Origin of the sequence: Psychrobacter sp. AOP30-A2-5, from assembly GCF_052378115.1 — a bacterium.
GTDB lineage: Bacteria > Pseudomonadota > Gammaproteobacteria > Pseudomonadales > Moraxellaceae > Psychrobacter.
The window spans coordinates 51463-77366 of sequence record NZ_JBQSXK010000002.1; the positions used below are offsets into that span (position 1 = coordinate 51463).

At 41.7% G+C, this 25904-nt stretch carries 20 protein-coding genes; 4 read left to right on the forward strand and 16 right to left on the reverse strand.

Features of this window, described 5'->3' with window-relative positions; all coding sequences use genetic code 11:
• Window positions 1-283: 283 nt before the first annotated feature.
• Together ACT3S4_RS02570 and epmB are read right to left on the reverse strand one after the other, a co-directional pair.
• On the reverse strand, window positions 284-2044 hold the full coding sequence (locus ACT3S4_RS02570; protein WP_444760381.1) for a hypothetical protein: 1761 nt from the start codon (window positions 2042-2044) through the stop codon (window positions 284-286).
• 220 nt (window positions 2045-2264) lie between these two features.
• Window positions 2265-3272 carry an EF-P beta-lysylation protein EpmB gene (gene epmB / locus ACT3S4_RS02575; protein ID WP_201605097.1) on the reverse strand — a complete coding sequence of 336 codons (1008 nt, stop codon included), beginning with the start codon at window positions 3270-3272 and terminating at the stop codon, window positions 2265-2267.
• Window positions 3273-3439: 167 nt separating this feature from the next.
• Here epmB and efp point away from each other — a divergent pair, with 167 nt between their 5' ends.
• A complete protein-coding gene (efp, locus tag ACT3S4_RS02580) occupies window positions 3440-4015 on the forward strand; it encodes an elongation factor P (RefSeq protein ID WP_055124654.1) in 576 nt (191 codons plus the stop codon).
• A gap of 305 nt (window positions 4016-4320) precedes the next feature.
• On the opposite strand, the gene ACT3S4_RS02585 is transcribed toward efp, so the two are convergent.
• From ACT3S4_RS02585 to ACT3S4_RS02650, 14 genes are all read right to left on the reverse strand, one after another.
• The gene (locus ACT3S4_RS02585) at window positions 4321-6138 is read right to left on the reverse strand and encodes an ATP-binding protein (protein WP_444760382.1); all 1818 of its coding nucleotides are present in this window, start codon (window positions 6136-6138) and stop codon (window positions 4321-4323) included.
• Between the two features lie 21 nt (window positions 6139-6159).
• Window positions 6160-7011, reverse strand: a complete 852-nt coding sequence (locus ACT3S4_RS02590; RefSeq protein WP_227676077.1) for a tRNA threonylcarbamoyladenosine dehydratase — start codon at window positions 7009-7011, stop codon at window positions 6160-6162.
• Window positions 7012-7176: 165 nt separating this feature from the next.
• Complete coding sequence (locus ACT3S4_RS02595; RefSeq protein WP_227676074.1) at window positions 7177-8166, reverse strand: TatD family hydrolase; 990 nt, start codon at window positions 8164-8166, stop codon at window positions 7177-7179.
• A gap of 187 nt (window positions 8167-8353) precedes the next feature.
• Window positions 8354-8542, reverse strand: coding sequence for a hypothetical protein (locus ACT3S4_RS02600; protein ID WP_201561033.1), 189 nt, complete (start codon window positions 8540-8542; stop codon window positions 8354-8356).
• 237 nt (window positions 8543-8779) lie between these two features.
• On the reverse strand, window positions 8780-11026 hold the full coding sequence (gene gspD, locus ACT3S4_RS02605) for a type II secretion system secretin GspD (protein ID WP_444760383.1): 2247 nt from the start codon (window positions 11024-11026) through the stop codon (window positions 8780-8782).
• Window positions 11027-11212: 186 nt separating this feature from the next.
• Entirely contained in the window at window positions 11213-12109 is an 897-nt protein-coding gene (locus ACT3S4_RS02610; RefSeq protein WP_109589543.1) for a type II secretion system protein N, read from the reverse strand.
• Window positions 12110-12937, reverse strand: a complete 828-nt coding sequence (gspN, locus tag ACT3S4_RS02615; protein ID WP_109589545.1) for a type II secretion system protein N — start codon at window positions 12935-12937, stop codon at window positions 12110-12112. It abuts the gene before it with no gap.
• A gap of 329 nt (window positions 12938-13266) precedes the next feature.
• Complete coding sequence (locus tag ACT3S4_RS02620) at window positions 13267-13590, reverse strand: H-NS histone family protein (RefSeq protein ID WP_045453321.1); 324 nt, start codon at window positions 13588-13590, stop codon at window positions 13267-13269.
• Window positions 13591-14020: 430 nt separating this feature from the next.
• Complete coding sequence (locus ACT3S4_RS02625; RefSeq protein ID WP_444760384.1) at window positions 14021-14449, reverse strand: BLUF domain-containing protein; 429 nt, start codon at window positions 14447-14449, stop codon at window positions 14021-14023.
• A 62-nt stretch (window positions 14450-14511) separates the two neighbouring features.
• Complete coding sequence (locus ACT3S4_RS02630; protein ID WP_444760385.1) at window positions 14512-15030, reverse strand: BLUF domain-containing protein; 519 nt, start codon at window positions 15028-15030, stop codon at window positions 14512-14514.
• Between the two features lie 114 nt (window positions 15031-15144).
• Window positions 15145-15756, reverse strand: a complete 612-nt coding sequence (locus ACT3S4_RS02635; protein ID WP_444760386.1) for a hypothetical protein — start codon at window positions 15754-15756, stop codon at window positions 15145-15147.
• A 698-nt stretch (window positions 15757-16454) separates the two neighbouring features.
• Window positions 16455-17078, reverse strand: a complete 624-nt coding sequence (gene ssb / locus ACT3S4_RS02640) for a single-stranded DNA-binding protein (RefSeq protein WP_238048566.1) — start codon at window positions 17076-17078, stop codon at window positions 16455-16457.
• Window positions 17079-17342: 264 nt separating this feature from the next.
• Entirely contained in the window at window positions 17343-17942 is a 600-nt protein-coding gene (locus tag ACT3S4_RS02645; protein WP_444760387.1) for a DUF3833 domain-containing protein, read from the reverse strand.
• A 136-nt stretch (window positions 17943-18078) separates the two neighbouring features.
• On the reverse strand, window positions 18079-19443 hold the full coding sequence (locus ACT3S4_RS02650; RefSeq protein ID WP_444760388.1) for an MFS transporter: 1365 nt from the start codon (window positions 19441-19443) through the stop codon (window positions 18079-18081).
• Between the two features lie 713 nt (window positions 19444-20156).
• On the opposite strand from ACT3S4_RS02650, the gene uvrA reads away from it, so the two are divergent.
• The 3 genes from uvrA to ACT3S4_RS02665 all read left to right on the forward strand — a co-directional run bounded on the left by uvrA (window position 20157) and on the right by ACT3S4_RS02665 (window position 25549).
• Window positions 20157-23063: an excinuclease ABC subunit UvrA gene (uvrA, locus tag ACT3S4_RS02655; RefSeq protein WP_444760389.1), complete on the forward strand. Its 2907-nt coding sequence runs from the start codon at window positions 20157-20159 to the stop codon at window positions 23061-23063.
• 319 nt (window positions 23064-23382) lie between these two features.
• Window positions 23383-23649: a hypothetical protein gene (locus ACT3S4_RS02660; protein ID WP_045444304.1), complete on the forward strand. Its 267-nt coding sequence runs from the start codon at window positions 23383-23385 to the stop codon at window positions 23647-23649.
• Window positions 23650-23779: 130 nt separating this feature from the next.
• Window positions 23780-25549, forward strand: a complete 1770-nt coding sequence (locus ACT3S4_RS02665; RefSeq protein ID WP_444760390.1) for a P-loop NTPase fold protein — start codon at window positions 23780-23782, stop codon at window positions 25547-25549.
• The last annotated feature ends 355 nt before the right edge of the window (window positions 25550-25904 follow it).

Genomic DNA, 25904 nt, shown 5'->3' on the forward strand with positions numbered 1-25904 from the left:
AGCAAGGAAAATACTATCAGGGATAGGCTTAGCGGTTTTTAGTAGATTGGCATCGTCTTTCGAATCAAGGCGACATCTTGGCGAAGCAAAAACATCGTATAAACGAACATAACTGTATCAGTCATTATAGACAATAACTTGACTGATTGCAGACTAACTTATCATCATTATTCAGTACATTTATTCACTGCTATTATTGAATAATAAATTCAATGAAGTAACCTTTAAGCCAGCATTTATTGACATTACTATTTGGCAACTTTTCCATAGACGCTCAAAAAAACTACAGCTGCACCACCTCATACTGGCTGAATTCATCCGTAATCAGCAACCTCTGTCCCAAACGTAAAGGGGTTTGTTTGCTATTAATACGCATAATGACTCTATCATGGGTCTGAAAGTAAGAAGTCGGTACAATCAGAGTGCCAGTGGTTTGTAGTCGCTCATCTCTACCAAGAATAAATGCTGGCACAAAATGGCGACTACGCGTTTCTTCACCTTCTAAACGCAAGCCACAAGCCACTAGCTGATGTCCGAGTACTTGCCACTCGATCTCTGGGTTTTTGCTATCAAAATCAAGCCAGCGCGCCACACCCATCGACCAATCAGGCGGCGTGATTGTATCAGATCGACAGACCAAAAAAAGGCTCATCATATGTAATGCTGGCGGTGCAGTCGTCGCAGATGTATCCTCATCAGCCACTATGTTAAGACTGTCTTTATGAAAGCCATCATTATGAAAGCGGTCTTTATTTAAAATATCTACTGTTGGTAATAATCGTAGGGTACGAAATAATGACAAATCATCATTACGATCAAAGGTTTCACTGGCTAATACGTGGCTGCTGTCTTGTTTTTTATTCACGGTATCATAACGAGGACGCTGCTCATCTGGTAACTCTTTTATAGCGATTAAACTGGTAAAGCTATGCGAATGGCTCACCCGATAATGAATATTATTAAAACCTGTAATCAAAACAGCGTCTTCTTTCGCACTATGTTTAGTCGCTAGGGTAAGCGGCGGCTGTAAATAGCGGTAATTGAGCGTCATCGCTATTTTATTAAGCAAATGACTCTCAACGCCGTCACCCCCTTCCTTAACTAAAGCCTGTTTGCGTCGTTTAAGATACTCAACCAGCGGGGCAATTTCTATAAATAAACAGTGATAACGATCGTCGTATGGGTTAATTGTAGAGCTGGCCGTCAGGTAAGTTGGCGGATTGTCACTTTGTAAATCAACGAACACGCGGGTCTCGGTGGTTGGCTCAATCGTCGCAACGATATGCTTAGCCCATTCAGGTAACAAACGTTGGACGAGCAGAATATTGGGACGACGCATGGCACGTACATTTAATAGACTGTATAAACAAATTTGGCAGTACAGCTGATGGACTGTCTTAGCACGCTGAGTACCTGTCATCACACTCATATTAATCTCAGCCGCATGATACTGATAAGCAAGGTAATACAGCTGATTGATTTTATGCCATAAGTAAGATGAGGGTTTTTGATAGCACAGTGCTTCTTCGCCCAATAGCTTCTGGTACATCAGCAGCGTCTGGTAAATAGCAATGGCGAGTGTCGTTGATGAAGACTTATCACCATTAAAATAGCGCTGCCAGCCATTACTTGCAGCGTATTTTCGCTGATTATTGAGCAATGAGGTTTTATGACGTATCACTCTGTCATAGACCATAATCATTGAATAATATAGCGACTTTATTTGAGCCACATAACCCATTTGAATGTCGCTAAGCGCACCTGTCTCATAAATATAAGACTGTCGCAAAGTAGCAATTAACTGATCTGAGGCGTCTATCACCGTCGCCATAAGGGTAAGACGTTGCGACTCATCTATATTGGCCACACGTAGTACCGTAAGTATTTTTGCTAATTGTTCAGCTTGCTGTGCTTGCGTTTGCGAAGGTAACGCTGCCAACAATTTTAGCAAATAACCTTCTTGGCCATTAGCGGATCGCTTAGAAACTAGTGGCAATGCCTCTGTAGAAGATAGGTGCTCTTGAAACGTCGATAAAGTTATCATCAGTATTCCTAGTAACCTTGAGTAACTTGGCAGGAGGCAAATATTCAACCATGCCGTATGCAACAACACAAGATAAAAGATACAAATCAGCAGCAACCATCAAAATCGACAGCACCCATTTTTAGTAACGATTAAGTTCTATAGCATCATCTAACCGCATGCCCATCTTCTAAAAACCACGCTTTGTTCACTAATTTTTCAATATACCATAGTGCCTATATTAACGATCATTGTAAATATCAATCGGTACTTTGAAAGGTTTATTTGGTAGCTCTCTGACTAGCTTGGGTACCAAGTAACCAGGGAGTGCTGCCAACAATGACCAATACAGCTCAATTGCGAAGCGTTCATCATTATCGAAATGTGCGGCTCCAGCCACTTTGTCTAATACATGTAGATAATAAGGCAGTACCCCACAGGAGAACAAACGCTGACTTAATTGTGTTTGAACAGCAACGCTATCATTGATGCCTTTTAATAGCACCGCTTGATTCAATAAAGTGATGCCAGCCGCTCGAGCACGTTGCAGATGCTCTGCTGTTAAGGCATCGATTTCATTGGCATGATTACAGTGGATGACCATCACAATATGACAGCGACTTTGAGACAGTCTGGTCAATAACGCATCATCCAAACGCGCTGGTATGACCAGCGGCAAGCGCGTATGTAATCGAATAGTGGTCAATTGCGGGAGTGACTCTAAAGTATCTAGCCAAGCAAACAGGCGTCTATTTGTCACATTCAGTGGATCACCGCCACTCAAAATCACCTCATTAATCTCAGGGTGTGCGGTAATGTAATCAATGATATTTTCTTTGGCATCAGCCGTCGGCATATTGGCACTATAATCAAAATGCTGACGGAAACAGTAACGACAATGAATGGCACAAGCACCTGTCACGGTCAATAATACTCTGGATTGGTACTTATGCAGCATACCCTTGACTGGGTTTTGCGTATTCTCGCTCAAGGGATCCGCCACATAGCCCGTTACCTTGATTTGCTCGCGCTGATCAGGCAATACTTGTCTCAGTAAAGGATCATTGCTATCGCCGATGATCATTTTTGCCACAAATCCACGTGGTACGCGCAGCTCAAAATGCTTAGGTACATAAACCTCTGCACGCAATGATTCTAGCTTTAGGATGCTTAACAGCTCATCGATAGAGGTAATGGCCTCGGATAATTGCGTTTGCCAGTTTTTTTGTGTGATTAAATGGTTTATCATGACAACCTAATACCTGTGCCCAAAAGTCGCTATTATACGCGCTTAGTGCGTAGCCTATCAAAGCATACGACCTATCCTTTAAACACTTAGCGTAATAAGCGATTTTAACGCAGCAAGCTATTCATTCCCTTATCTACCACCCTATTTATAACCCCTAGGAGTTTCTTGTGGCAAGTTTTTCTACTAATGAATTTAAAGCTGGTCTAAAAGTCATGCTCGATGGCAACCCTTGTGCCATTCTTGAAAACGAGTTTGTCAAACCAGGTAAAGGTCAAGCCTTTAACCGTGTTAAATTGCGCAACCTTCGTAGTGGTAAAGTATTGGAACAAACCTTTAAGTCAGGCGATAGCTTAGAAGCTGCTGATGTCATGGACACTGAAATGAACTATCTATATAACGATGGTGAGTTTTGGCATTTCATGCACCCTGAAAGTTTTGAGCAGATTCAAGCGGACAAAACAGCGATGGGCGATTCAATAAAGTGGCTAAAAGAAAACAGCAATGCACTATGTACCATCACTTTATTCAACGGTGCTCCTCTTTCAGTAACACCGCCTAACTTTGTTGAGTTGCAAATCACTGAAACAGATCCTGGTGTGCGTGGTGATACTTCAGGTGGTGGCGGCAAACCTGCCAAGTTAGAGACAGGTGCTGTCGTCCGTGTGCCATTATTTGTACAACAAGAAGAAATCGTACGTGTTGATACTCGCACAGGTGACTATCAAACTCGCGTTAGCCAATAGTATGTAAAAGTCATAGCGCTCGATATAATAGGACTTATATAATAGAACTTAACAGTTAGCCTCTAGCTGTTATTCCACAAAAAAGCTGAACCACTGATAAAGCGGTTCAGCTTTTTTTATTTATGAATATTTTTTTAATATTGTCTCTGTAGTTGATTTGATTAAAAAGTACTCCAAAGCAACCGAGTAAAAATTCATATGGAGTATGTCAAGCAAGGTTAACGCTGTGGTTTTTTATAGTGGATGAACTGTCGGTATTGATGACAGCGATGATAAATAACCTTCTATACATTTTTACCAAACCACTACTCTGCTGATGAGTGTTTCTGTATCAGCCAATATTGTACCAATGCATTCAACTGCTCTTGTTTAAAAGGCTTGGTACAGTAATCTTGCATCCCAACTTTTAAATACTTTTCGCGCTCACCATCCATTGCATTGGCGGTCAACGCAATAATAGGTGGTAATGATTGAGGATCATAGAGTTCATGCAATTTAATAGTGGCCTGTACGCCATCTAAAATAGGCATGTGATGATCCATTAAAATGACATCATAACGCTCAGGTGAGAGCGCAAAAATTTCAATGGCCTGCTGCCCATCAGTGACATGCGTGACCGTATGACCACTATTATTCAGGGCTTTTTTAGCGATAATGGCATTGACGGTATCGTCTTCAACCAACAATATATGACCAGCACGCTCATGGGTCGGCTCAATCATCGTAAAGTCATTTGACTCTTGCCACATCTCATACTGGTTTTCATCAATAGTCGGTAGCGGCAATAAAACACTGAACGTAGTACCAACACCCACTTCGCTATCCACATCGATATAACCGCCCATCAAATCAACCAAAGACTTACAAACCGAGAGTCCTAGACCTGTGCCACCATAAAGACGGTGGGTAAATTTATTTGCTTGGTCATAAGCATCAAATATCGCATCCAATGACTCAGCTTTGATGCCGACACCCGTATCTGTGACTTCAATGCATAAGGTCATGACTTCATGATAGATGGTATTACTGATAGCTTCTTGAGCCGTTATTTTGCTGAGATCACTTGCCGAAATGCCTTGAGCGCGATATTGGTCAGCGCTGTCACCGTCAAAACCATCACAATGACAATTGGGTACATGTTTGACATCAATACTGACTCGCCCACCCTCACGAGTGAATTTAATCGCATTATTAACAAGGTTTGCTAAAATTTGTTTGAGGCGTACCGGATCGCCTTGCACATAGGGCGATAACGACTCGGTATAATGGTAGTCTAAAATGAGCCCTCGCTGACGTGCTTTGACAGCAAAGAGGCTGACCACCTCATTACATAATGCAGATAAGTTAACAGGAATAGAATCAATGGTCATTTTCCCAGATTCTACTTTCGATAAATCTAAAATCCCGTTAATGATCGCCATCAAATGCTCATTGGAAACTTTGATATTGTCCACGTATTCTTGTTGTTCACTGCTAAGTTTGGTCTCACCGAGCATCTCCACCATACCAATAATACCATTCATCGGGGTGCGGATTTCATGACTCATATTGGCCAAAAAGTCTGATTTCATCTCATTGGCATGTTTGGCATCACGCTGCTTATCCTGTAACTGCAAGGCATCTGCCGCCATCATCGCAAATTGAGCCAACACCTTTGCTTTTTGCTCATCAAAGTCATGATTGGGCTTCATATCCATCACACACAGCGAGCCCAAACGATAGCTTTTATTGTCCTCATGCAAGATAATTGGCGCACCAGCATAGAACTGTAGGTATGGCGATTCTGTCACTAGGGGATTGTGGCTAAAGCGACTATCTTTGGTTAAATCCGGTACTACAAAGACGTCGTTAGAAAGCACGGTATAATTGCAAATAGCCACTTCACGCGTCGTGCGGCAAACACCGCCCAGTCCTTGGACAGATTTTAGGTACTGTGTTTCTTCGTCCATGAAAGTGATGGTCACGACTGGTACATCAAAAAATAGCTTTGCCAGATCAATTAGACGCTTAAATGCAGGCTCATCATTATCGTTGAGCACCTGATACTTCCTAAGCTTATTGATGCGTTCTACTTCATCTGCCGCTACTGGGTAGCTGTGTTTAGGTGCGTTAAATATAGACAAGATAGACTCCATTAAATAAGATCAGACGCTCGGCTTGATGCCCGCCTGTTTTATTAATAATTGTAATGCTTCACTCACCATAATCATCGCAACCACCGATGTGACCACTACTGCTGAGCCGTAACCACCACACTGCAACCCGCCTGTCTGACAACTCTTATCTACCCGCGGTGGCTCTGTAGAGTAGACACATTTGATCCCGAACTTTTCTTTTAGTGTACTATTAATGCCTTTTTCGTGGCGCAGCTTATTGCGTAATTTGGCAAGTAAAGGATCTTGGTAACTGTCACGCAAGTCACTCACCCTAATCTGACTAGGGTCTATCTTGCCACCTGCGCCGCCTGCACACACCAATTTTAATTTATTAAAACGACAATGTAGCGCGATGGCAAGCTTGGCATTCATATCATCTACGCAGTCCAAAATAACCATAGGTCTGCCTTGAGCGATAGCGGCTTTTGCTTCATCGCGACTTGGCAATAAAGTGGCGACGTTTTCTACAGTTAAAAAATCATCGATCAAGTTTAGCGTTACTTTGGGATTAATTTCACGAATACGGGTGGCCATCGCTGCAATTTTACTCTCACCAAAGGTGCTGTCTAGTGCAGGCAACTGCCGATTGACATTGGACGCAACCAATACGTCCAAATCGATCAACGTAATAGTGCCCACTGCCGTTCTTGCCAAAGCCTCAGCTGCCCAAGAACCAACGCCTCCAACGCCAATAACGTATACATGCGCATCGGCAAAAGTAGTGACAGCTGCCGTACCATAAAGAGTGCGCGTGCCTTGAAAACGGCGTTCATATTGCACATTGTCTTCGCTAAGCTCTTCTGTCTTTGTAACGTCTTCGGTGCCAATAGACTCTGTCATTGTTTGCTCAAATGGTTGTATTTCACTCATAACAGATTAAATGCTCTTTTAAATTATTTTGGTGGCGCTTATATTATGTCAATTTCTTTATTCATGGCTATCTCATTCACTATCATATCAATGGCTAGCCATACAATAAACCGTCAGTGACTAAAATATGTGGCACTACGATAACGGATAATCCCATTTTGTTTGCAAAGCACTGCAACTGTTGTGCCACAATTGCTTAGCAAGACTGGCAGGTGGTATATTGAGCAACTCACTCAAGCTTAGCAACACCCATGGCAAGTTGGCAGGTACATTTCTATTACGTACGGCTGCACTCCTCCGTGCACTGTCTGAGTTTTGAGTTGGCACTGATGAATCATGGTCAGATATTTGGCACATGATAGGCATCATATCAGGGCAATCCGTTTCTATCACCAAACATTCAATGCCATAGCTATCAACCGCTGCTTGAATGGCGCGGCGCAGTTTCTTAGCATTGGGATTAGTGATTTGACCAGTAACCCCAAGCTTAAATCCCAACTCAACAAATGCTTTGGCTTCTTGCGTCCCACCACTAAAACTATGCGCGATACCGCCAAGTTTGTGTGCATCGTAATCATGCGCTTTTAGTATGGCCAACGCTTCTGCATGGGCTTTACGAATATGCAGCATCACTGGCAGCTGATGAGTCACCGCCATGTCCAATTGTGCCTTAAAAAATCGTACTTGTTTGGCAAATATGTCAGGCGCTTTCATCGCCTCAGTAAAGGTATCCAAACCAATCTCGCCGATTGCTAATGGGCGTTTATCAGCAATCCTTTTTGCCATAGCGGTTAAATGATCGTCAGTATGCTGTTTGATATAAAAAGGATGCAAACCGATCGCAATATGGCTACTAAAATTTGACACTTTTTGTCTATCGACATTGGCTATCGTAGATAATGACAGCTTATTTAACAAACGCTCAGTCTCATACATCCGCTCAAAATGCTGATATAGATAACCCACTAATACCAGATGGCATACTCCCTGAGTGTGAGCCTGCTGCGTCAGTATTTCTCTATCATCATCAAATATTGGGGCATCAAAATGAGTATGCGTGTCAATGAGAGGATAAATAGTAGGTAAGGGCTGTTTGATCATCTTAGGTGAAGCGATAGGGGTCATTGATAGACTCCAAAATTAATAGTTTTCAGCGAGGCGTTCCGTGATTTGTCATTCAATAGACATTATTTGTCATTTTGTAGCAATAACCACATCAATGAACACTTTAGAATGGCAACTTTATTTAAAATGATTTCGACAGTTAAAAAATGCCAATCAACAAAAGAGCTTTTGATAAGTAAAGAGACCTTCAACACGCCCTATTAGTATTATCATGATTGGCTTTTGCATTGTGCTCATCTGAGTGCTCATCTGATACATTGTGCTCATCTAACGCTCTGGTATCAGCTTGTCGACTGCTACGCCGAGGAATCACCAATAAGGCGGTGGCAGCGACTGCTAATAAAAACCACTTTTTAGTATTTGTATGATGTGTCATTGCTTCCACCCCTACCTTTATATCATTATCTGCTATATTTATCAGCAAGTGTTCATACTTACTACTCAATTACTCATTAGTATACTGCGATATAAAAACTGCTATGTTTATCTGTGTTATGAATACGCAAGCTAATGTACGGCGTAGTTTATTTATTACACCGTGTCTCTACATGCTATAAGAATAGGAGGCAAGCGCTTTATTAACCTATCATTAATAAAGCGCTTTTTTGAGTTCTTAACGGTTTAAAGGGTAAGTTGTCATACCATTACTAGGACTGTCTACTTTGGTAAAACCTTGAGACTGAGACTTTGGTGTCTGATCGCGCTTAGGAACAAGGGGATTGAGCGGCATCAATTCATAATCTGCGCTAACATCGCCATTCCAACCTTCCGTACCGCTCAATGGCAGCTGTTTAATGGTACCGTTTTTATCAATGACCAATTGCAGGACTCGCATTTGGTTAAATTTGCGCTCGGTGACACTGGCGACTGCCCTGCCATCACGTAAAATGGTTGGCTGTAAAAATATGATTAAGTTGCTTTTTTGCGTCGTGTCATTGTCAGAGCGGAACAGTCGACCAATGACTGGTACATTACCCAAGCCAGGGACTTTTTGTTGGCGCGTGGTGCTGTTTTCACGCATCAAGCCACCAAGAGCAATGGTCTGCTGATCATCAGCCAGAATCGTCGTATTGATGAGGCTTTTATTGGTGATCAAACCACTGGCGTTACCCGTACTGCCCGGCACCACCGACGAGACTTCTTGCGAGACCTCCAAGCGTACGGTGCCATTGTCGCCAATATGAGGAATGACATTTAGGTTGATACCAATATCCTGACGATCAATGGTTTGAAAGGGGTTGCTAGAATCGTTGCCACTGGTGGTAAAGGAGCCTGTCACAAAAGGCACGTTTTGACCCACTAAAATACTGGCTTTTTCGTTGTCCAATGTCAAAATTGATGGCATAGACAGCAGATTGGCACTGGTAGAAGAATCAAGTGCTTGCAAGATAGCCCCATAAAACTGGGTGTTTCCCTGACTGTCTTTACTGCTATCACCAATACCAATCAAAGCACCAGCTATCGAGCCTGCTGCTGCACTGATACTGGCAGCACCGCCACCCAACGCCGCGGCGGCAAGTGCTGTAGCACTCGCGCCTACGTTATTGAAGTTTACGACTCCGTAGCCGCTATTGGCATTGCCAAGCGCCCATTGCACACCAAGCTGGGTCGCATCATCACCTGACACCTCTACAATAGCCGCTTGAATCAATACTTGCGCGCGGCGACTGTCCAACTGAGTGACCGCATCTTCAATCTCAAACATCAGCTCCGGTGCTGCATTGACAATAACGGCATTTTGGGTTTCATCAGCGATAATACTAAAAGGTCGCCCGCCAACACCTGTACCAGTACTACTCGAATTGGCACCAGAGGTCGATGAGGTCGTCGCGTTGTTCGTTGTGTTAGTGCTAGACTCATTAGTCAAAGTAGCGCCCGTGCTACTGGAATCGTTCAATGATGCCGACTCTAACGAGGACGTTGCTCCAGCGCTATTAATAGAATGATTGGCGAGCAATCCGCGTAGCATATCTGCAATATGACCTGCACTGGCGTATTTTAATCGAAAGACGCGCAGACCACTCAAACGCCTTGTAGGCGTGGTATCTAATTGATTGACCATCTCTTTGACTTTAGCAATCATCTCCGGACTGCCTTTCACCAACAATCTATCACTAGAGGTATCAGCGATAACTTTAAGCTGGTTGTTACCACCTTGTGCTTGCCCGCTACCAGCGCTTGCAACCAAGGCACTAATCAATTCCATCATACGTTCAGCATCGACGTGACGTAGTGGTATCACTTGCAAACTGTCATTGACGTTGCTATCTAAATCGCGGATAAGCGACGTCAGCTGATTAAGACTATCGGCACGATCGGACAATACCAAAGCATTGACACCAGGCACGGCAGCGGCATGAGCTGATTGAGGCATAAGCGGACGGATGACACCCAGCACTTCTGCAGCTTGGGTATTGGTTAAATAAATAACACGAGTAGCTAATGCCTCACCAACACTGTCACCGCGTAAATCAACTGCCACGCCAGATTGTTTGGCGACATTATCTGGCACCAATTTGATGGTCGTTCCCGAGTCAATCGCTGCAATACCGTTGACTTGCATCACACTCAAAAACAGCTGATAGATTTCGTCACGCGACAAGGCTTTGTTGGAAATTACAGTCACATTGCCATTGATACGCGGATCAAGGACAAAGTTTTGGTCAGTGATGGTTGCCACCTCATTAATAAAGGCTTTGATATCGGCATCTTGTAAGTTGACTTTCCAGCTCTCAGCACTCGCAAGACCCGTACTGGCAGCCCATAATGGTACGGCGAGGCAAAGAGGACGACACAGGCGCATCAGGCGCTGCAAAACATGGTACAGAGGCGTGACTGAAAAATTATGAAAACTTACCATATTGATGATTACCTACAGTGATGTCGCTTAGTATGTACTGGATTTATTGTGTGCTAAGGTGCTCAAGGATTGCTTTGCTCACTTAACGTTCTGCCAACAATGGCATTATTTAAGTGGCACTATCTAAATACTTGTTTACTTAAAACTTGTTTGCTTAAAATAAGAGTTCTCACCCATTTATTGTGCTTAAAACTGCTGACGAATGGTAATGACTTGATCGCCGCGTTGCACCTCTATTTGCGCCTCACCTGATTGCTGTACCTGTTGCAGCACACTAGCATCTTGAGCAGGATTACTACCCACGCTTTGACCATTAACCGTTAGCACTTTATCACCTGGCTCAAGCCCTAGTCGATTACGCAGCTTTGCTGGCATTGCAGGCGTTACTTGATAGCTTTCCCCTGCTGCCATAACCCCCATCCTACTCAAATAACTGGCAGGGTTTTCTTGCAATTCTGTGACCGCTTCATCGATAGCAGATTGCGGGCTACTGTCACTGCCTGTCGCAGCGGACTCTTCCTCAGTATTTTGTGTAGGCTGAGGGGCGTTAGGCAACATGCTGTTCTCTGGCAAGCGCTGATTACTGACGGCACCTGCGATCATGTCACTTTGGTCTAATGGCATCGCGGCTGGCATGCTAATGACGGTTTGCTTGTCGCTAGCATCAGCGATGACAACCGAGTTCCAATCGACAGCCACAAGGGTATAGCCACTGTCTTTTAGCGCATCACCGATTCGATAGTTTTTCACTTCACCATTGATATCCAGTAGTGCCGAGGACATGCTCTCTGGCATTGCTAACAGAACGCCTTTTAGATTGACATTGGGCGGTGGCTGCACTGCTGCTGCAATAGGATCAGGGTCTGCAAAAATAGCAAATAACCCACTATAGTCCTTGCCAGATGCCGATGTATTTTGCAAAGCTGCTGGTGGCAACATCGGTGCCAATGGTGCTGCGAGCAACAACCATAGTAATCGAGCCGCTGTCCAGCATAACCAAGCAACAGCCAATAACAATACCCAACCTGAGAATCGATTAAGGGTGTTAAGCACAGGTTTTAAAGTTGTAGAAACATTCATCATCTAGCGTGTCCCCAGCCCATTTAATAGCGGCTGACGCACACTAACAACTGGGGTATCTTGGGGTGCTTGCCCTTTATACTCAGGCATACTTTCTAATAAACGCTGCGTCAAACTGACATCCAACATATTGTCGCCATCGATATATAAGTCGCCCAAGCGCTTATCTTGATTGTTTAATAAATTGATATGGAGCAGGTTTTTATTATTTTTTTGCTCGGCACTTAACTCAGCACGCATCGCAGGCATGGTCAGATAAAAAACCTTGCCACCGCTAGGATAACCTATCTCACCGCCGACCCATGTCAACTGACCATCCGCTTGACTAAAACCAGATGAATTTTTTGTTGAAGCGTTTTCTGCGGCGGCACTTGAGCCAGTCTGACGGCTGAGCGAAACGTTATTGACCTGAATCGGTGTATTGGGCAATTGCCAATCAACCAAACTTGCCAACGTCTCAGGTGCTACCTTGCCGCTCATATTATCCACTTGCCATGAGTTGCTGCCTATCTTTACTTGTCCATTTAGGCGAGTTTGTGCTGAATTAATATCGACCTCTGCACTTATCTTACCCAATAACAAATGCCATGGCTGCCACGACCATTCTGCCGTACCTGTGAGCGGTGTGGCTGCTAAAGGCATCTGCCAAATAACGGAGCCTTGCCATAAATTACCCGACACATGCTGTACATAAGGCGTTTCGGGAGCATACTTTTCAAGCAGCCACGCCGCTGGCATTTGCAACACAGCAAATAATGCAAATAATACAAACCCAACCAGCCACCACAGCTTACGAGGGCGCTTATGAGACGACGCAGATACTTGGGGCACGGTTGCATAACTCTTATATAAGACAAAAACGTCATTATCATAACAAACAATGGCATACAGATGACAGAAAAAAAGCCAGTATCTTTTTACCAACATAATGGCAATAAAGATACTGGCTTTTATCAGCTTCTAAGACGAAAGGACTATCACGATCAAACACTATAATTACACACAAATCATGAGAAACAAGCACGATGATCAGAGTAGATGTAACATAGCACTTTTTTAAAACAGGACTTATTTAAACAAGCGCTTATTTTAGATAGCCTTTAGTAAAAATTGCACCTTGCTAAATCTAAACCGACATCATCTTGTTAGCCACCACACTATTAGATTGCAAAATCTTCGATACTACGACCTGCTGCTAGCGCTTCAACCAACCACGTTGGCTTGCGACCACGGCCAGTCCACGTTTCTTCGTTATTGTCAGTATTGCGATACTTGATGCTGCGTTTTTTCTCTAGCGTTTCACCAGCTTTTAGAATCTCTTCGATAGAGGCATTGCTGTCTTCTGCAATTTTCTCAAACTGCATATAAGCGTCATACAAACGCTGATGTTGTTTTTTGGCAATAAGCTGCTGAGCATTTTCAGTGATGGCACGTAGCTCATCAACGTTCAGGTTTTCTAAATCAATGGCGGTATTTTTGCTCATAATAAATCCAACTGTAAGATAAAAAATATAACCTTAATAGATATTATTCACTATTAAGAACTAAGAATGACGTATTCATCATTAAATACAACGATGAATGTCACAAATCGATATTTTTTCAACCAAATAAAATATTGTTAGCCACAATACCTAAGGGCATAGATAATATAAACAAAAAACCTTGCTATCACAACAGTAGATTATTATATCTACTATAGCAAAGGTCAGTGAATAGTAAAATCGGGTAAATGAAAAACCACTATTTATTTAATAGTTATTCGTAAACAGTTATTAATTTTAAGATAAAATCAGTCTCTATAAACAATGTCCTAAAAACGGTTAAACGAATAACTCAGCAAACATAAATCTATAAAAAATAGCAACCGATTGTTTCCATATATACCTACCGATTAGTCAAAAATGCCATTGATTAATCATGCTGATCACTAAGCTCATTCATCAAATTATAGGCTGCTTCGGCGCTCAATAAATAGGGATTAAAATCAATCGTTGTCGAATATTTTAAATAAATCGCCACATTTTTTTCAGTCGGAGAAGCATAATTCATAGACCATGCTCTATGCTTTAACTCACGTGTTTCAATAACTTGTAAGTCATGATGACGCGGATCAGCAATTAAACTATATAACAGACGATTGATCTGTGCTCTTGGCCCTTCAATAGTTTGCAAAAAATAATCTTTATTAAACGTCAGCATACCAGTGATGCCATTGACGGCATTATTTACTTGTGCTTGCTGCAAGATTTCGTTGAAGTCGTTGGCCGATACATCTGGGTTGGCACGGCTAGCGTATGTCATACTCATCAAAATGTGTGCATCTTCCATTGCTGATGTCATATCTTATCTCTTGTAAAATGTCATGGGTGTGATGGTTCTTAGCGTTTATAAACGTCAGTCAATTAGCCAATAGAAAACCATGGTTTCTTCTTTTTGGCGGCGCTCACGGCTTCTTGCTCTTGAAGATCTGATAACGTCTCAATCAACATCATGATTTGATTGGTGTTCATCAAATAAGGATTAAACTGAGTACCTGTTGAAAATTTGAGCGCAAGTCCTTTGTTTTCATCGCTCGGAATCAAATACTTCATTGACCATTTACTCCAATGGCGCAGCTCTACTTCACGGCATTCGATGACTTGTAAGGCATGATGCCGATCATCTTTAACCAGTTTTCTGAGCAATTCATTGATAACGGGTCTCGCTCCTTCAATACTTTGCAAAAAATAATTGTGATTGAACACCAAAGCACCCGTAATACCATTACGCTCATTGTTTTGCTGAGCCTGTGTCAGGATGCGCGTTACTTCACCTTGAGGATTGTCAGTGTTGTAACGGCTAATATAAGTTAAACGCAGAATAATATGCTCGCCATGATGCATTTTTAGGCGATTTAATTCTGAAAGCTCAGCTGATTCCACAAAACACTCCAATTAGTTTGCTAAATTTTTCACCTATCACCACCCAGCTACTGTCTTTTATAACCGAGTATTTGTGGTATAAGTCATTTTTTTATAACATAAGTCGCGTATATATTAACGTTGAATTTTTTTGATAAAATCATTCATGCCGCGTGATAAATTACTGCTACTGGTGCTCTGTATTTTTTTGACCAAGCTCAATAATTGCGAGCTATCCCCGCATTGTTCTAAACTCAACAAATAACCCCAAGCTTCTACTGGTGGGGCGTTTTTTTCAATATAGTTGGCCAACTCTGACTTTATCGTTTCGTAGCTCGCACCAGACAACCTAGCCTTGAAAATACTACTGATTGATTTCTTGCCTAATGCTGCCATTTTATTGAGACCTTTATCATTAAAGGTGCGATCAAACTCTGTCTCAATATTTCTTTCAGACGACGATGCTTGAGACTGATAAGCCGTCGATGCTTGCGGCGCAGTGAATGTTTGGGAGGCAGCATTATCAGCGCCCACTATCTCTATGCACTCAAGCCCTAACAGCAACTCAAATAGTGGTGCAACACCGCCAAAATCGGCAAACATTTTGCTACGATCAAGCGTATCAAGATAGCTTTGATACGTGCGTTTGCCATCGATCATAATAAGCAATGTTCTCGCTTCACGCGGCAATATGCCGAGACTCTGAGATTTAATCTCTTCTCTGCCCAAATTAGTTTTTTGAAACACATCACCATCTTTCATTCTTTGTACTCAGCACTAGCAGTAAGGTGGGCACTTTTATAGTCAATTGATTATAAAAGCGTGACAGCTTTAACCTTTCACATTGAACCAACCCTATCGTAAGCGGTCGACCAGATGAATTTTTATTATTTCGACTATTGAACAGTCAAATTTTGACTTTTTATTGGTTAATAAAAATTACTTTAAATCAAAGCCCCACATTTAATATTGTTTGAATTATTGATTCGAGTGGATTATATCAACCCATTTAATGAACCGTTAGCATTAATTAAATCCAATAGAACAGACGGTCTATATAGGATATGAAAGGTAGTTTTCATAGATTTCAATATAAAATTTGATAAAATAATAAGAATAAAAAAATCGATAAACTCAATAAGGCAGGCTAATATTTATCCGTTTTATCTTCTTACTAAATCGTTTACCAACCAATAATTAACTTTCTATTCTTTAAAATAACCATCAAGGCGCAACTTTAAAAACAAACAAACGTTTTACTTTTTTAGCGAGATAATATAGCAATTGACAAAGTCTATCTTTCTTAACGCGCTCACTCTCATACGACCTTTATGCGCACTATAGAAAATCTATTTTTTTAAGTCATTTATCCCTAGCCATAAAAAAACCCTGCAATTGCAGGGTCTTCTATAGATTATTCTTAACAGATAACTCTAAGGTATATCCTAAAACGGAATATCATCATCGACAGGACCGTCAGGCATTGCTGTTGGCTTTGACTGTGCAGGCTTTTGCGCAGGTTGATTGAACTGATTCTGCTGAGCAGGTGCGCTTTGATTGTTAAAGCTGTTTTGACCACCTTGAGCAGCTGACTGGTTGTAACCGCCTTGCTGTGCTGGCTGATTGTTTGCTTGCTGACCAAAGTTGTTTTGATTGCTTTGACCACCTTGATTGCCATAGCCACCACCTTGACCCTGATTTTGACCGCCAAAGCTATTATCACTTTGACCACCAGTCGCACCATCTAGCATTTGCATTTGCTCAGCACGAATCTCAGTAATATAACGGTCTTGACCATTGGGATCTTGATATTTACGGGTACGCAAACTGCCTTCGATATAAACTTTACTGCCTTTACGCAAATACTGCGCGGCAATTTCACCCAAACGATTAAATAGAGAAATACGATGCCATTCCGTCGCTTCTCTTTTTTCGCCACTTTGCTTGTCGGTCCACTGCTCTGACGTTGCAACCGAGATATTGGTCACGCTACCGCCGTTATTAAATTGACGTGCCTCAGGGTCTGCTCCAAGGTTACCGATGATGATAACTTTATTAACTCCGCGCATGATACCGTCCTTTTACTTATGAATAATTTTATGAATCGCTTTAATGACTGTGCAGCTAAGCGCATTCATTAATGATTTTACTGTAATCAATTTTTATTGGAATATCTACAAGCTATCTATTAAAGACGACAATCTATGTCGTTTAGATATATATTATAATTTCTGGGTTTAAAAAACCATAATATTGCTATTTTGCCATTTTATTAAGCGAATTAATACTATTACCAGTTACTGACTTATCAACTCACTCTGTCCTTTATAAACTTATTTAGAATCATTGCTCTCATTATTGCGATGCATGCTCAAAGTGACGCTACCCAGCTCTACGCCAAATTTTTTCATGACTGAGCGATTGAGCATGACGTTTTTATCAACCAGATACATCCAGTCATCAAAATTCACTTTGTAGGTTTTATCCTCAACGGGTAGCTCTAACAAGTAATTCCAATGCAAGGTATTGCCAACCACTTTCCCTGTTGCCTCGCCAATGACATCGCCTGCTGTTCCTTTCCAGCTACCATCAGCTTGTTTGGTCAATCGCCATATACGCTGTGATTTTGACCCATCTGCCCATGCGAACTTCTCATCTAAAACGATGACATTATCGCCTTCGTGAGTGGCATCAATATCGACGTAAAAGCGTTTTTTAACCTCGCCATTGCGACCTTGAAACATGCCCCAACCATCGATTTGACCTGAGAAGAACTCATGCATATCGAGCGTAGGCGTGCTGTTCTGATAGGCTTGGATATTTTGTGTGGCGCAACCTGAGAGTAGTAACGTGGCTGATAGACCAAGACCTATCGAAAATTTAGCCACTGCTCGAAGCGCAACACCGTGCGACAGCACTTTAAACTTACTCATATTAATTCCTTTTAAATAGAGATAAAGATTTAGCGTTCACTTATTAATAATGGCTGTCTATCTAGTCGTTGTCTACTCAGTTTTTGCCTACTCAGCCTTATCTCTACTCGCCTAAGTACGTTGTCCATACCCTTTGCTAAATATCTAGTGGACTCTGTGCCAAACTCGATAGCTGCATCCGCGAGTCATCTGTCAATTGTGTTTTGTCCAACTTTAAATAAGCCACTTGCTCTTTTGCCATCACGACCAGCTCATCCACGCCATCTACCGCTAGCATTTGCCGTGACCAGTCTTGGATATTAATGTTTTTAGGGATGGTCACAGTAGTACTCGATAAATAAGGTGGCTGTGCAATCGGAATGATAATGAGTAGCGCCACGCCCATAATGACGGCTAAAATACCCCACGCCAGCAAATTCGGCTGACTTAATAACAAACCACCCATTGCTCCACCGACAAACGCGCCAAAGAACTGGCTCGATGAATTTAGCCCCATCGCTGTTGCTTTATTGGCGACTGGGGCGCGCTTAGATATCCATGAAGGAATCGTTGCCTCAAGCAAGTTAAAGCCCATAAAGTACAGCAGCAGACCTAATATAATACCAACACCAACCTGACTGCCAATAGCCAATATCGCTAAAGCAGCGGTCATCAGCGCAATCGCGCCTAAGAATACTTGGCGCATTTTGCGTTTCTTTTCGGCAATGATAATAAAAGGAATGGCGACGGCAAAACCAATAAATAACAGCGGCAAATAAACCAAGCCTTGCTGACGTACCGATAAACCCATCACCTCATTAAGCTGATGCGGCAATATCACAAATATCGCCGTCATGGTTAGATGCAGAGCAAAGATACCGATATGTAAACGGTTTAAATCGCCGATTTTGAGGACGGTCGCTAATTGTTGACCAATCGATTTATTGTCTAAATTGTGTTTAAGCACTCGTAGCGGTGTCGGCACAAACAACAGTAATAGCATCGCCAAAACAGCAAAGCCTGAGGTCAACCAAAATAAACCAGAGATACCCAGCGAGCCAACCAATAACGGACCAAAGGCAAAAGCGAGCATGATAGAAGTCGCAATGGTCAAGCCCATCGTCGCCATCGCTTTGGTACGCATTTCTTCGCGCGTTACATCAGCCAATAACGCCATCAATACCGCAGAAACCGCGCCACTACCTGCCAGCGCCCGACCAATGATAACTTCGTAGATATCCGTCGCATTTGCCGCAATGATACCGCCGAGAGCAAATAAGATAAGACCTAAAAATATAATCGGCTTACGCGGGAACTTGTCAGCAGCCAAACTCATGGGTATCTGAAATATCGCCTGCCCTAGACCATAAATACCGACCGCCAAACCAATCAAAAATGGCGTCGCGTGCGCATAATTGTCACCATATACAGAAAACACAGGAACAATCATAAACAGACCAATCATCCGCAAAGCAAATATACCACCGACCCCGAGGATTGCCCGTTTTTCTACGCTATTCATACTTGCCTCACTGATTCGTCATTGCTGTTTTATCACTAGCTAGTACTACTGAATGATCACTTCTACTCTATCAAGGTTTGAGCCTACCAATTAAGCTCCCTAGTATAAGACATTCAACGTTTGGTTGCCGAGACTTTTGTCTTATTGGTGCAGCCTCCTATACCTATTCAACCCAAGCCATTCATATTACGCGATTATTTTGTTACCAACTGCATCGGATGCGCAATCACACCTTGAATAATGCGGTCGCCATGACAATAAAGTAAGGCGTCATAAACATTATTACTCGTCAGCTAGAGCGATCGCTTAGATGACAAACTCCTCTATAAAATGACATGTTGGTCAAAACCATGACAAAAGATGACTACTACTTAACATTGATTTGATTTAGATTTGCTTAGTCATACGAAAACCAATCACCTCAAAGGCTGTAGAATAAGAAAACAGCAAAATGAACGCCAAGCAGCATACTGCTCAGCAATTATAAAAATTAAAACAGTAAATTAGGCATCTATAGCTCTCACTTCATCAACGTATGAACACTGTATAAAAATATTATTTATAACAAAATCTTTAATAATAAAACTATTTATAACAACATTATAAATTTACAGAATATCCACGTTTTTAACCGACCATTTAATTGATTCATATTTACCTTTTAATTTGAGATATTTTCAACCCCCTTTTAGCAAATAGGAAACCTAACACCGATGGCACACGAGTATATTAAGGTTCGCGGCGCACGCACTCATAATCTAAAAAATATCGATTTAGACATTCCACGAGATAAGTTTGTGGTCATTACGGGTTTATCAGGCTCTGGTAAATCGTCATTGGCATTCGATACGCTGTATGCCGAAGGGCAACGTCGTTATGTCGAAAGCTTATCGGCGTATGCGCGTCAATTCCTCTCACAAATGGAGAAACCTGACGTCGATAGTATCGAAGGCTTGTCGCCAGCGATTGCTATCGAGCAAAAATCAACCAACCATAACCCGCGCTCTACCGTCGGGACGATTACTGAGATTTATGACTATTTGCGTCTGCTCTATGCGCGCATTGGTACGCCCTTTTGCCCAGAGCATGGTGAACCAATGGTCGCGCAATCAGTAACTGAGATGGTCGATCAAGTCATGGCGTTGCCAGATGACACCAAAATCATGATCTTAGCTCCAGTGATTCGTGAGCGTAAAGGCGAGCATACGGTCTTACTTGAGCAACTAATTGGTCAAGGCTTTGTGCGCGTACGTGTCGACGGCGATGTTTACGATACCGATGAGCTACCAACCCTAGATAAGAAGAAAAAGCATACCATTGAAGTCGTCGTTGATCGCTTTAAAGTCCGTGACGACTTAGGTAACCGCGTCGCTGAAAGTTTGGAGACTGCGCTACGCTTGGGTCAAGGTTTGGTGACACTACACTTTATGGATGGTAATCCAAAAGAAGGCGGCGATGACAATCAAGTCATGTCAGCTAAGCACTCTTGCCCTGTCTGTGATCGTGCCGTACCTGAGCTTGAACCGCGTATGTTCAGTTTTAACAATCCATACGGCGCATGCCCAAGCTGTGACGGTCTTGGTAAACGTCAGTATTTTTCGGCTGAAAAACTCATTACCCATCATGAAAAATCGCTCAACCAAGGCGCGATCAATGGTTGGGATAAGCGTCATGCCTACTACTTTGGTTTGCTCTCTACCGTTTGTAATCATTTCAAAATTGACATGGATGCACCGTGGCAAGATTTGCCAAAAGAACAGCAAGACCTCATCATGCAAGGCTCTGGTAAAGAGAAGCTCACCTTTAACTTTACTGATGAGCGCGGTCGTAAGACCAATAAGACCGTGCCGTTTGAAGGAGTGCTGCCTTATTTAGAGCGCCGTTATGCCAAAACCCAAAGTAACCTTGTGCGTGATGAGCTGGCGAAATACTTAGCTGATACCACTTGTAATGTCTGCGATGGTGCGCGTTTGAATGAGATCTCACGTAACGTGCGAGTAGACGATCAAACGATTGCTCAAATCGTTAAACTCTCCATCGGTGACGCGGCTGACTATTATAAAACGCTAAAAATTGGCGGTCATAAAGGTGAAGTTGCAGAAAAAATCTTTAAAGAGATTAATGAGCGTTTAAATTTCCTCGTCAGCGTTGGACTTGATTATCTATCACTCGCCCGCTCTGCCGAAACCCTATCAGGTGGTGAGGCGCAGCGTATTCGTCTGGCTAGCCAAATTGGCGCTGGTCTGATGGGCGTGATGTATGTACTTGATGAGCCATCGATTGGTCTACATCAGCGCGACAATGATCGTCTGCTAAAAACTCTAACGCGCTTACGTGATTTGGGTAATACCGTACTGGTCGTTGAACATGATGAAGATGCGATTCGCCAAGCGGATCACGTCATCGATATCGGTATTGGTGCAGGTGTCCATGGCGGTCATATTATCGCTCAGGGTACGGTCGATGACATTATGGCAAACAAAGAATCGCTGACTGGACAATATATGTCTGGTAAGAAGAGAATCGAGATTCCAGTCATTCGTCATAAAGCCAAAACGATCGATATGGAAGTCAAAGGTAAGGCAAAAGCGCAAAAAGTCCCGATGACGATTGAGCTAAAAGGTGCATCAGGCAATAACTTACATGACGTTAATTTGACCATTCCCATTGGTATTATGACTTGTGTGACGGGTGTTTCAGGTTCGGGCAAATCAACTTTGATCAACCGTACCTTAATGCCATTAGCAGCAACCCAGTTAAACAATGCCTCAACGCTTATCGCTGATAAACATGAGAGTATTAGTGGTCTTGAGCATTTGGATAAAATGGTCGATATCGATCAAAGCCCGATTGGTCGTACGCCGCGCTCAAATCCAGCGACGTATACCGGTGTATTTACCCCAGTACGTGAGATGTTTGCACAAACGCAAGAAGCGCGTGCCCGTGGTTACAAACCGGGTCGCTTTAGCTTCAACGTAAAAGGCGGACGCTGTGAGATGTGCCAAGGTGATGGTCTCATCAAAGTTGAGATGCATTTCTTACCAGATATGTATGTTCCCTGTGATACCTGTGAAGGCAAGCGCTATAACCGCGAGACGTTAGAGATTCTGTATAAAGGTAAAAACATCGCTGATGTGCTCGATATGACCGTAGAAGATGCCACTGAATTCTTCTCAGCGATTCCAGCGATTTATCGTCGTCTGCAAGCGTTAATGGATGTTGGTCTTAGTTATATCCGCTTGGGTCAGTCCGCGCCGACACTATCAGGTGGTGAAGCGCAACGGGTCAAATTGGCGCGTGAGCTGGCCAAGCGTGATACGGGACAGACGCTCTATATCTTGGATGAGCCGACCACTGGTTTGCATTTCCATGATATCGATAAGCTGCTCAATATCCTACATGCCCTACGCGATAAAGGTAATACCATCGTGGTCATCGAGCACAATCTTGACGTCATCAAAACGGCGGATTGGGTGATTGATCTAGGTCCTGAAGGTGGTAAAGGTGGCGGCATGATTATCGCTGAAGGTACGCCTGAAGAAGTGGCGGAAGTCAAAGGCTCTTACACTGGCGAGTTTTTGAAACCGATGCTTAAGCAAGCGATGAAAGAAGTCAGCTAATACAAGTTAGTGAATAATTGATAAAAGGCTACTCTTTATAGGGTGGCCTTTTTTATTGGCTAATATAAGGCTTTGTCCAATCTGCACACTATATATCTTGATTAAGGTATCAAGATATATATAGCTCGTTGCGTTACCTTTCTTAATCTTTATTAAAGATACTTAAACGTTGATTGTATTAATATTTAAATAGTTAGATATGATGCGTAGACGCATACGATATAGAAATATCTGGTTAAAAACTGGGTAGCAAGCAATAGCACTTACACATTGACACACCTAACCCCTATCCTATCCCTAAAACTCTTAAGGACTTCTTATGAAAAAATTACTGTTCATTGTCTTAGCATCTACTGTTGGCATTAGTGCCTGTGCGTCAAACGGCACATCAAATGGCTCAAACGATCGCAACCATCAAAGACCTGCGATGTCAGCAGACATGAAACAAGCCATGAATGATTGTGCTCAACGAGTTGGCGTAAAAATGAATAAAGACAGTCGTCCAAGTAAAAATGATATGAAGAAAATAGATTCATGCATGAGTGCAAAAGGGTTTGAGAAGCCTGCAGGCCAAGGTCGTCACTAATAACTGGTATTTGTTAGATGATCATTGATGAAAGGCCACTCTTTAGGGAGTGGCCTTTTTTGTTGGGTAGGATTTTTATTTTGGTGTTAATATAATCGTTAATTTAAGAACATATGTAAGGCAATAAACAATGGCAAATGTAGAAAATCTTGAGAAACGATTTTTAGAGCTTGTCGATACTAAAAAACCTTGGGCTATTGCATTAACTGGTGAGTGGGGAGTTGGTAAAACGCACTTATGGAAAAACTTTCGCGATAAAAAAAGAGAAGTCTTTTCTGGTAAAAAATATGCTTATATCTCTTTATTTGGATTAGATTCGTTAGAAAGTCTCAAATTGGCAATTGCAACTGAAATACAAACAGGTGCCTCTGATGACTCACCTTTAAACATTGATGTCTCAAAGCATTTTAAAAAATTATTAGGCTTTGCAGGTGGTGGAAATATTAGTGCATCAGGAGATATGGGCTTTGGCATTAACATTAGTAACAAGCTCATTACTAATATAATTATGTCACATCTCAAGGACACGCTAATTTGTTTAGATGATATAGAAAGAAAGTCTAATAGCTTGCCGATGTCAGAAATAATGGGTCTAGTTAATTATCTTAGAAATGAGCGTAAGTGCCAAGTTGTCATGATATTACACAATGAGCAATCAGAAGATAAAGACTATTTTGACAAGCACAAAGAAAAGGTTTTTGATGAATTGCTAGTTCTAGATGATTCATTATCTATTATAAAGAATATCGTCGATAATAGATTATTCAAAATATATGAGCAATTTTATAAAATTATTGGGATAAAGAATTTACGGTTCTATCAACGGGTTAATAAGTCCTTCAAACTTTTTGATGAGGCTTATCCTTCATTATCACAATTAAGTAAAGAGCAAATATTAAGATTCATTCTAATAATACGGATGGCATATGATATGCCATCCGCGCTAGGTAGTGATGTTGACTTCAAATTTTTTGCTGATAGCTTTACCTCTAAAAATATTAGCGATTTTAGAGGCTACAACAAACAAAACGCTTATAAAGAGCAAAATGAAATTCCGGATGACATAGTGAAATTTAGTAAGATTAATGATGTTATTCATCCGTTTTACAATTATTTTGAAATTTCAGATTGGGGAGAAATTATTGTATCGTGGATTACAGAGTTAGATTTTGACAAAGAAGTCATTAACGATCTCATAGCAAAAGATAAGATTACTGAAGAAACCTTAGTAATTGACAGATTAAACTCTGAAATTTTGAGTGAATTTCATAGCTTAGAAATAAAATCTAACTTTTCAGAACGCCTGTACTATATTGCCTGCGCTAAGATAGGAAGAGCACAACTTAATAACTTGAGTTTTTACTGTGATATTCTTGAGGCATGTAATAGAAAGGACTTAGCCAGTCAGTTAGAAACACACATAAAACGACATATAGAGAATAGTATCAACTATCATCAGACACGAATCTCTATTGGTGATTTTTACTCTTTTGGTAGAAAAGAAAATGATAGATTTTACAATTTCACCGTTGACAAGATAGAAAATTATAAATACGGAAATATTAGCTCTAATACTATATCATCGATATTTTTAGATTTTCATAAACATAATCGTAGAGCTTGGAATAGTAATGATAGAGAAATACTCAAGCTAACTGATAAAAATATTTTGAGAGAAATAATTTGGGCAAATATCGATATATTTTTAGGGAATCGTAAATTATTTATTCATTCAATATTACTTCATCCAAGTTTGAATGATATTGAAGGTAAGAGAGAAGACGTCAGATCATGGATACTAGAATTACTTCAAGAAAAGATTAAACAAAACCCGAACAGTGAGCCTTCCATAAAAATGTGGTTAGATGACACTAAGAATTTGACAGAAAACTTAGCTTAATCCTTATGTTGAATGAAGTTTTCAACACACAATAAGAGAATTAACTATCTGCAACGCTAAATAGTCGCCTTGAGGCGCGGTTTAGCCCTGATTGTAGCGGTTATCCTTGGTTGACCACTGGATTGCGGTGACTTAGCTAGGAATGGTATCGAAGCAACAGGAACACTACTGGCTATTAGTCACCGCTCTAGTGGGCAACCAAGATATGAGCGGAAAGCGGGATTGGCTCCAATACTTAGTTGTTAGATCTCGTACCTCGCCGCTAACCTACTTGACACCCAACACCAAGACGTAAGATAAAATTTAAACCAACCAATTTTCAACATTTTTCTGAAAAAAAAGGCAAGTCTTTTGA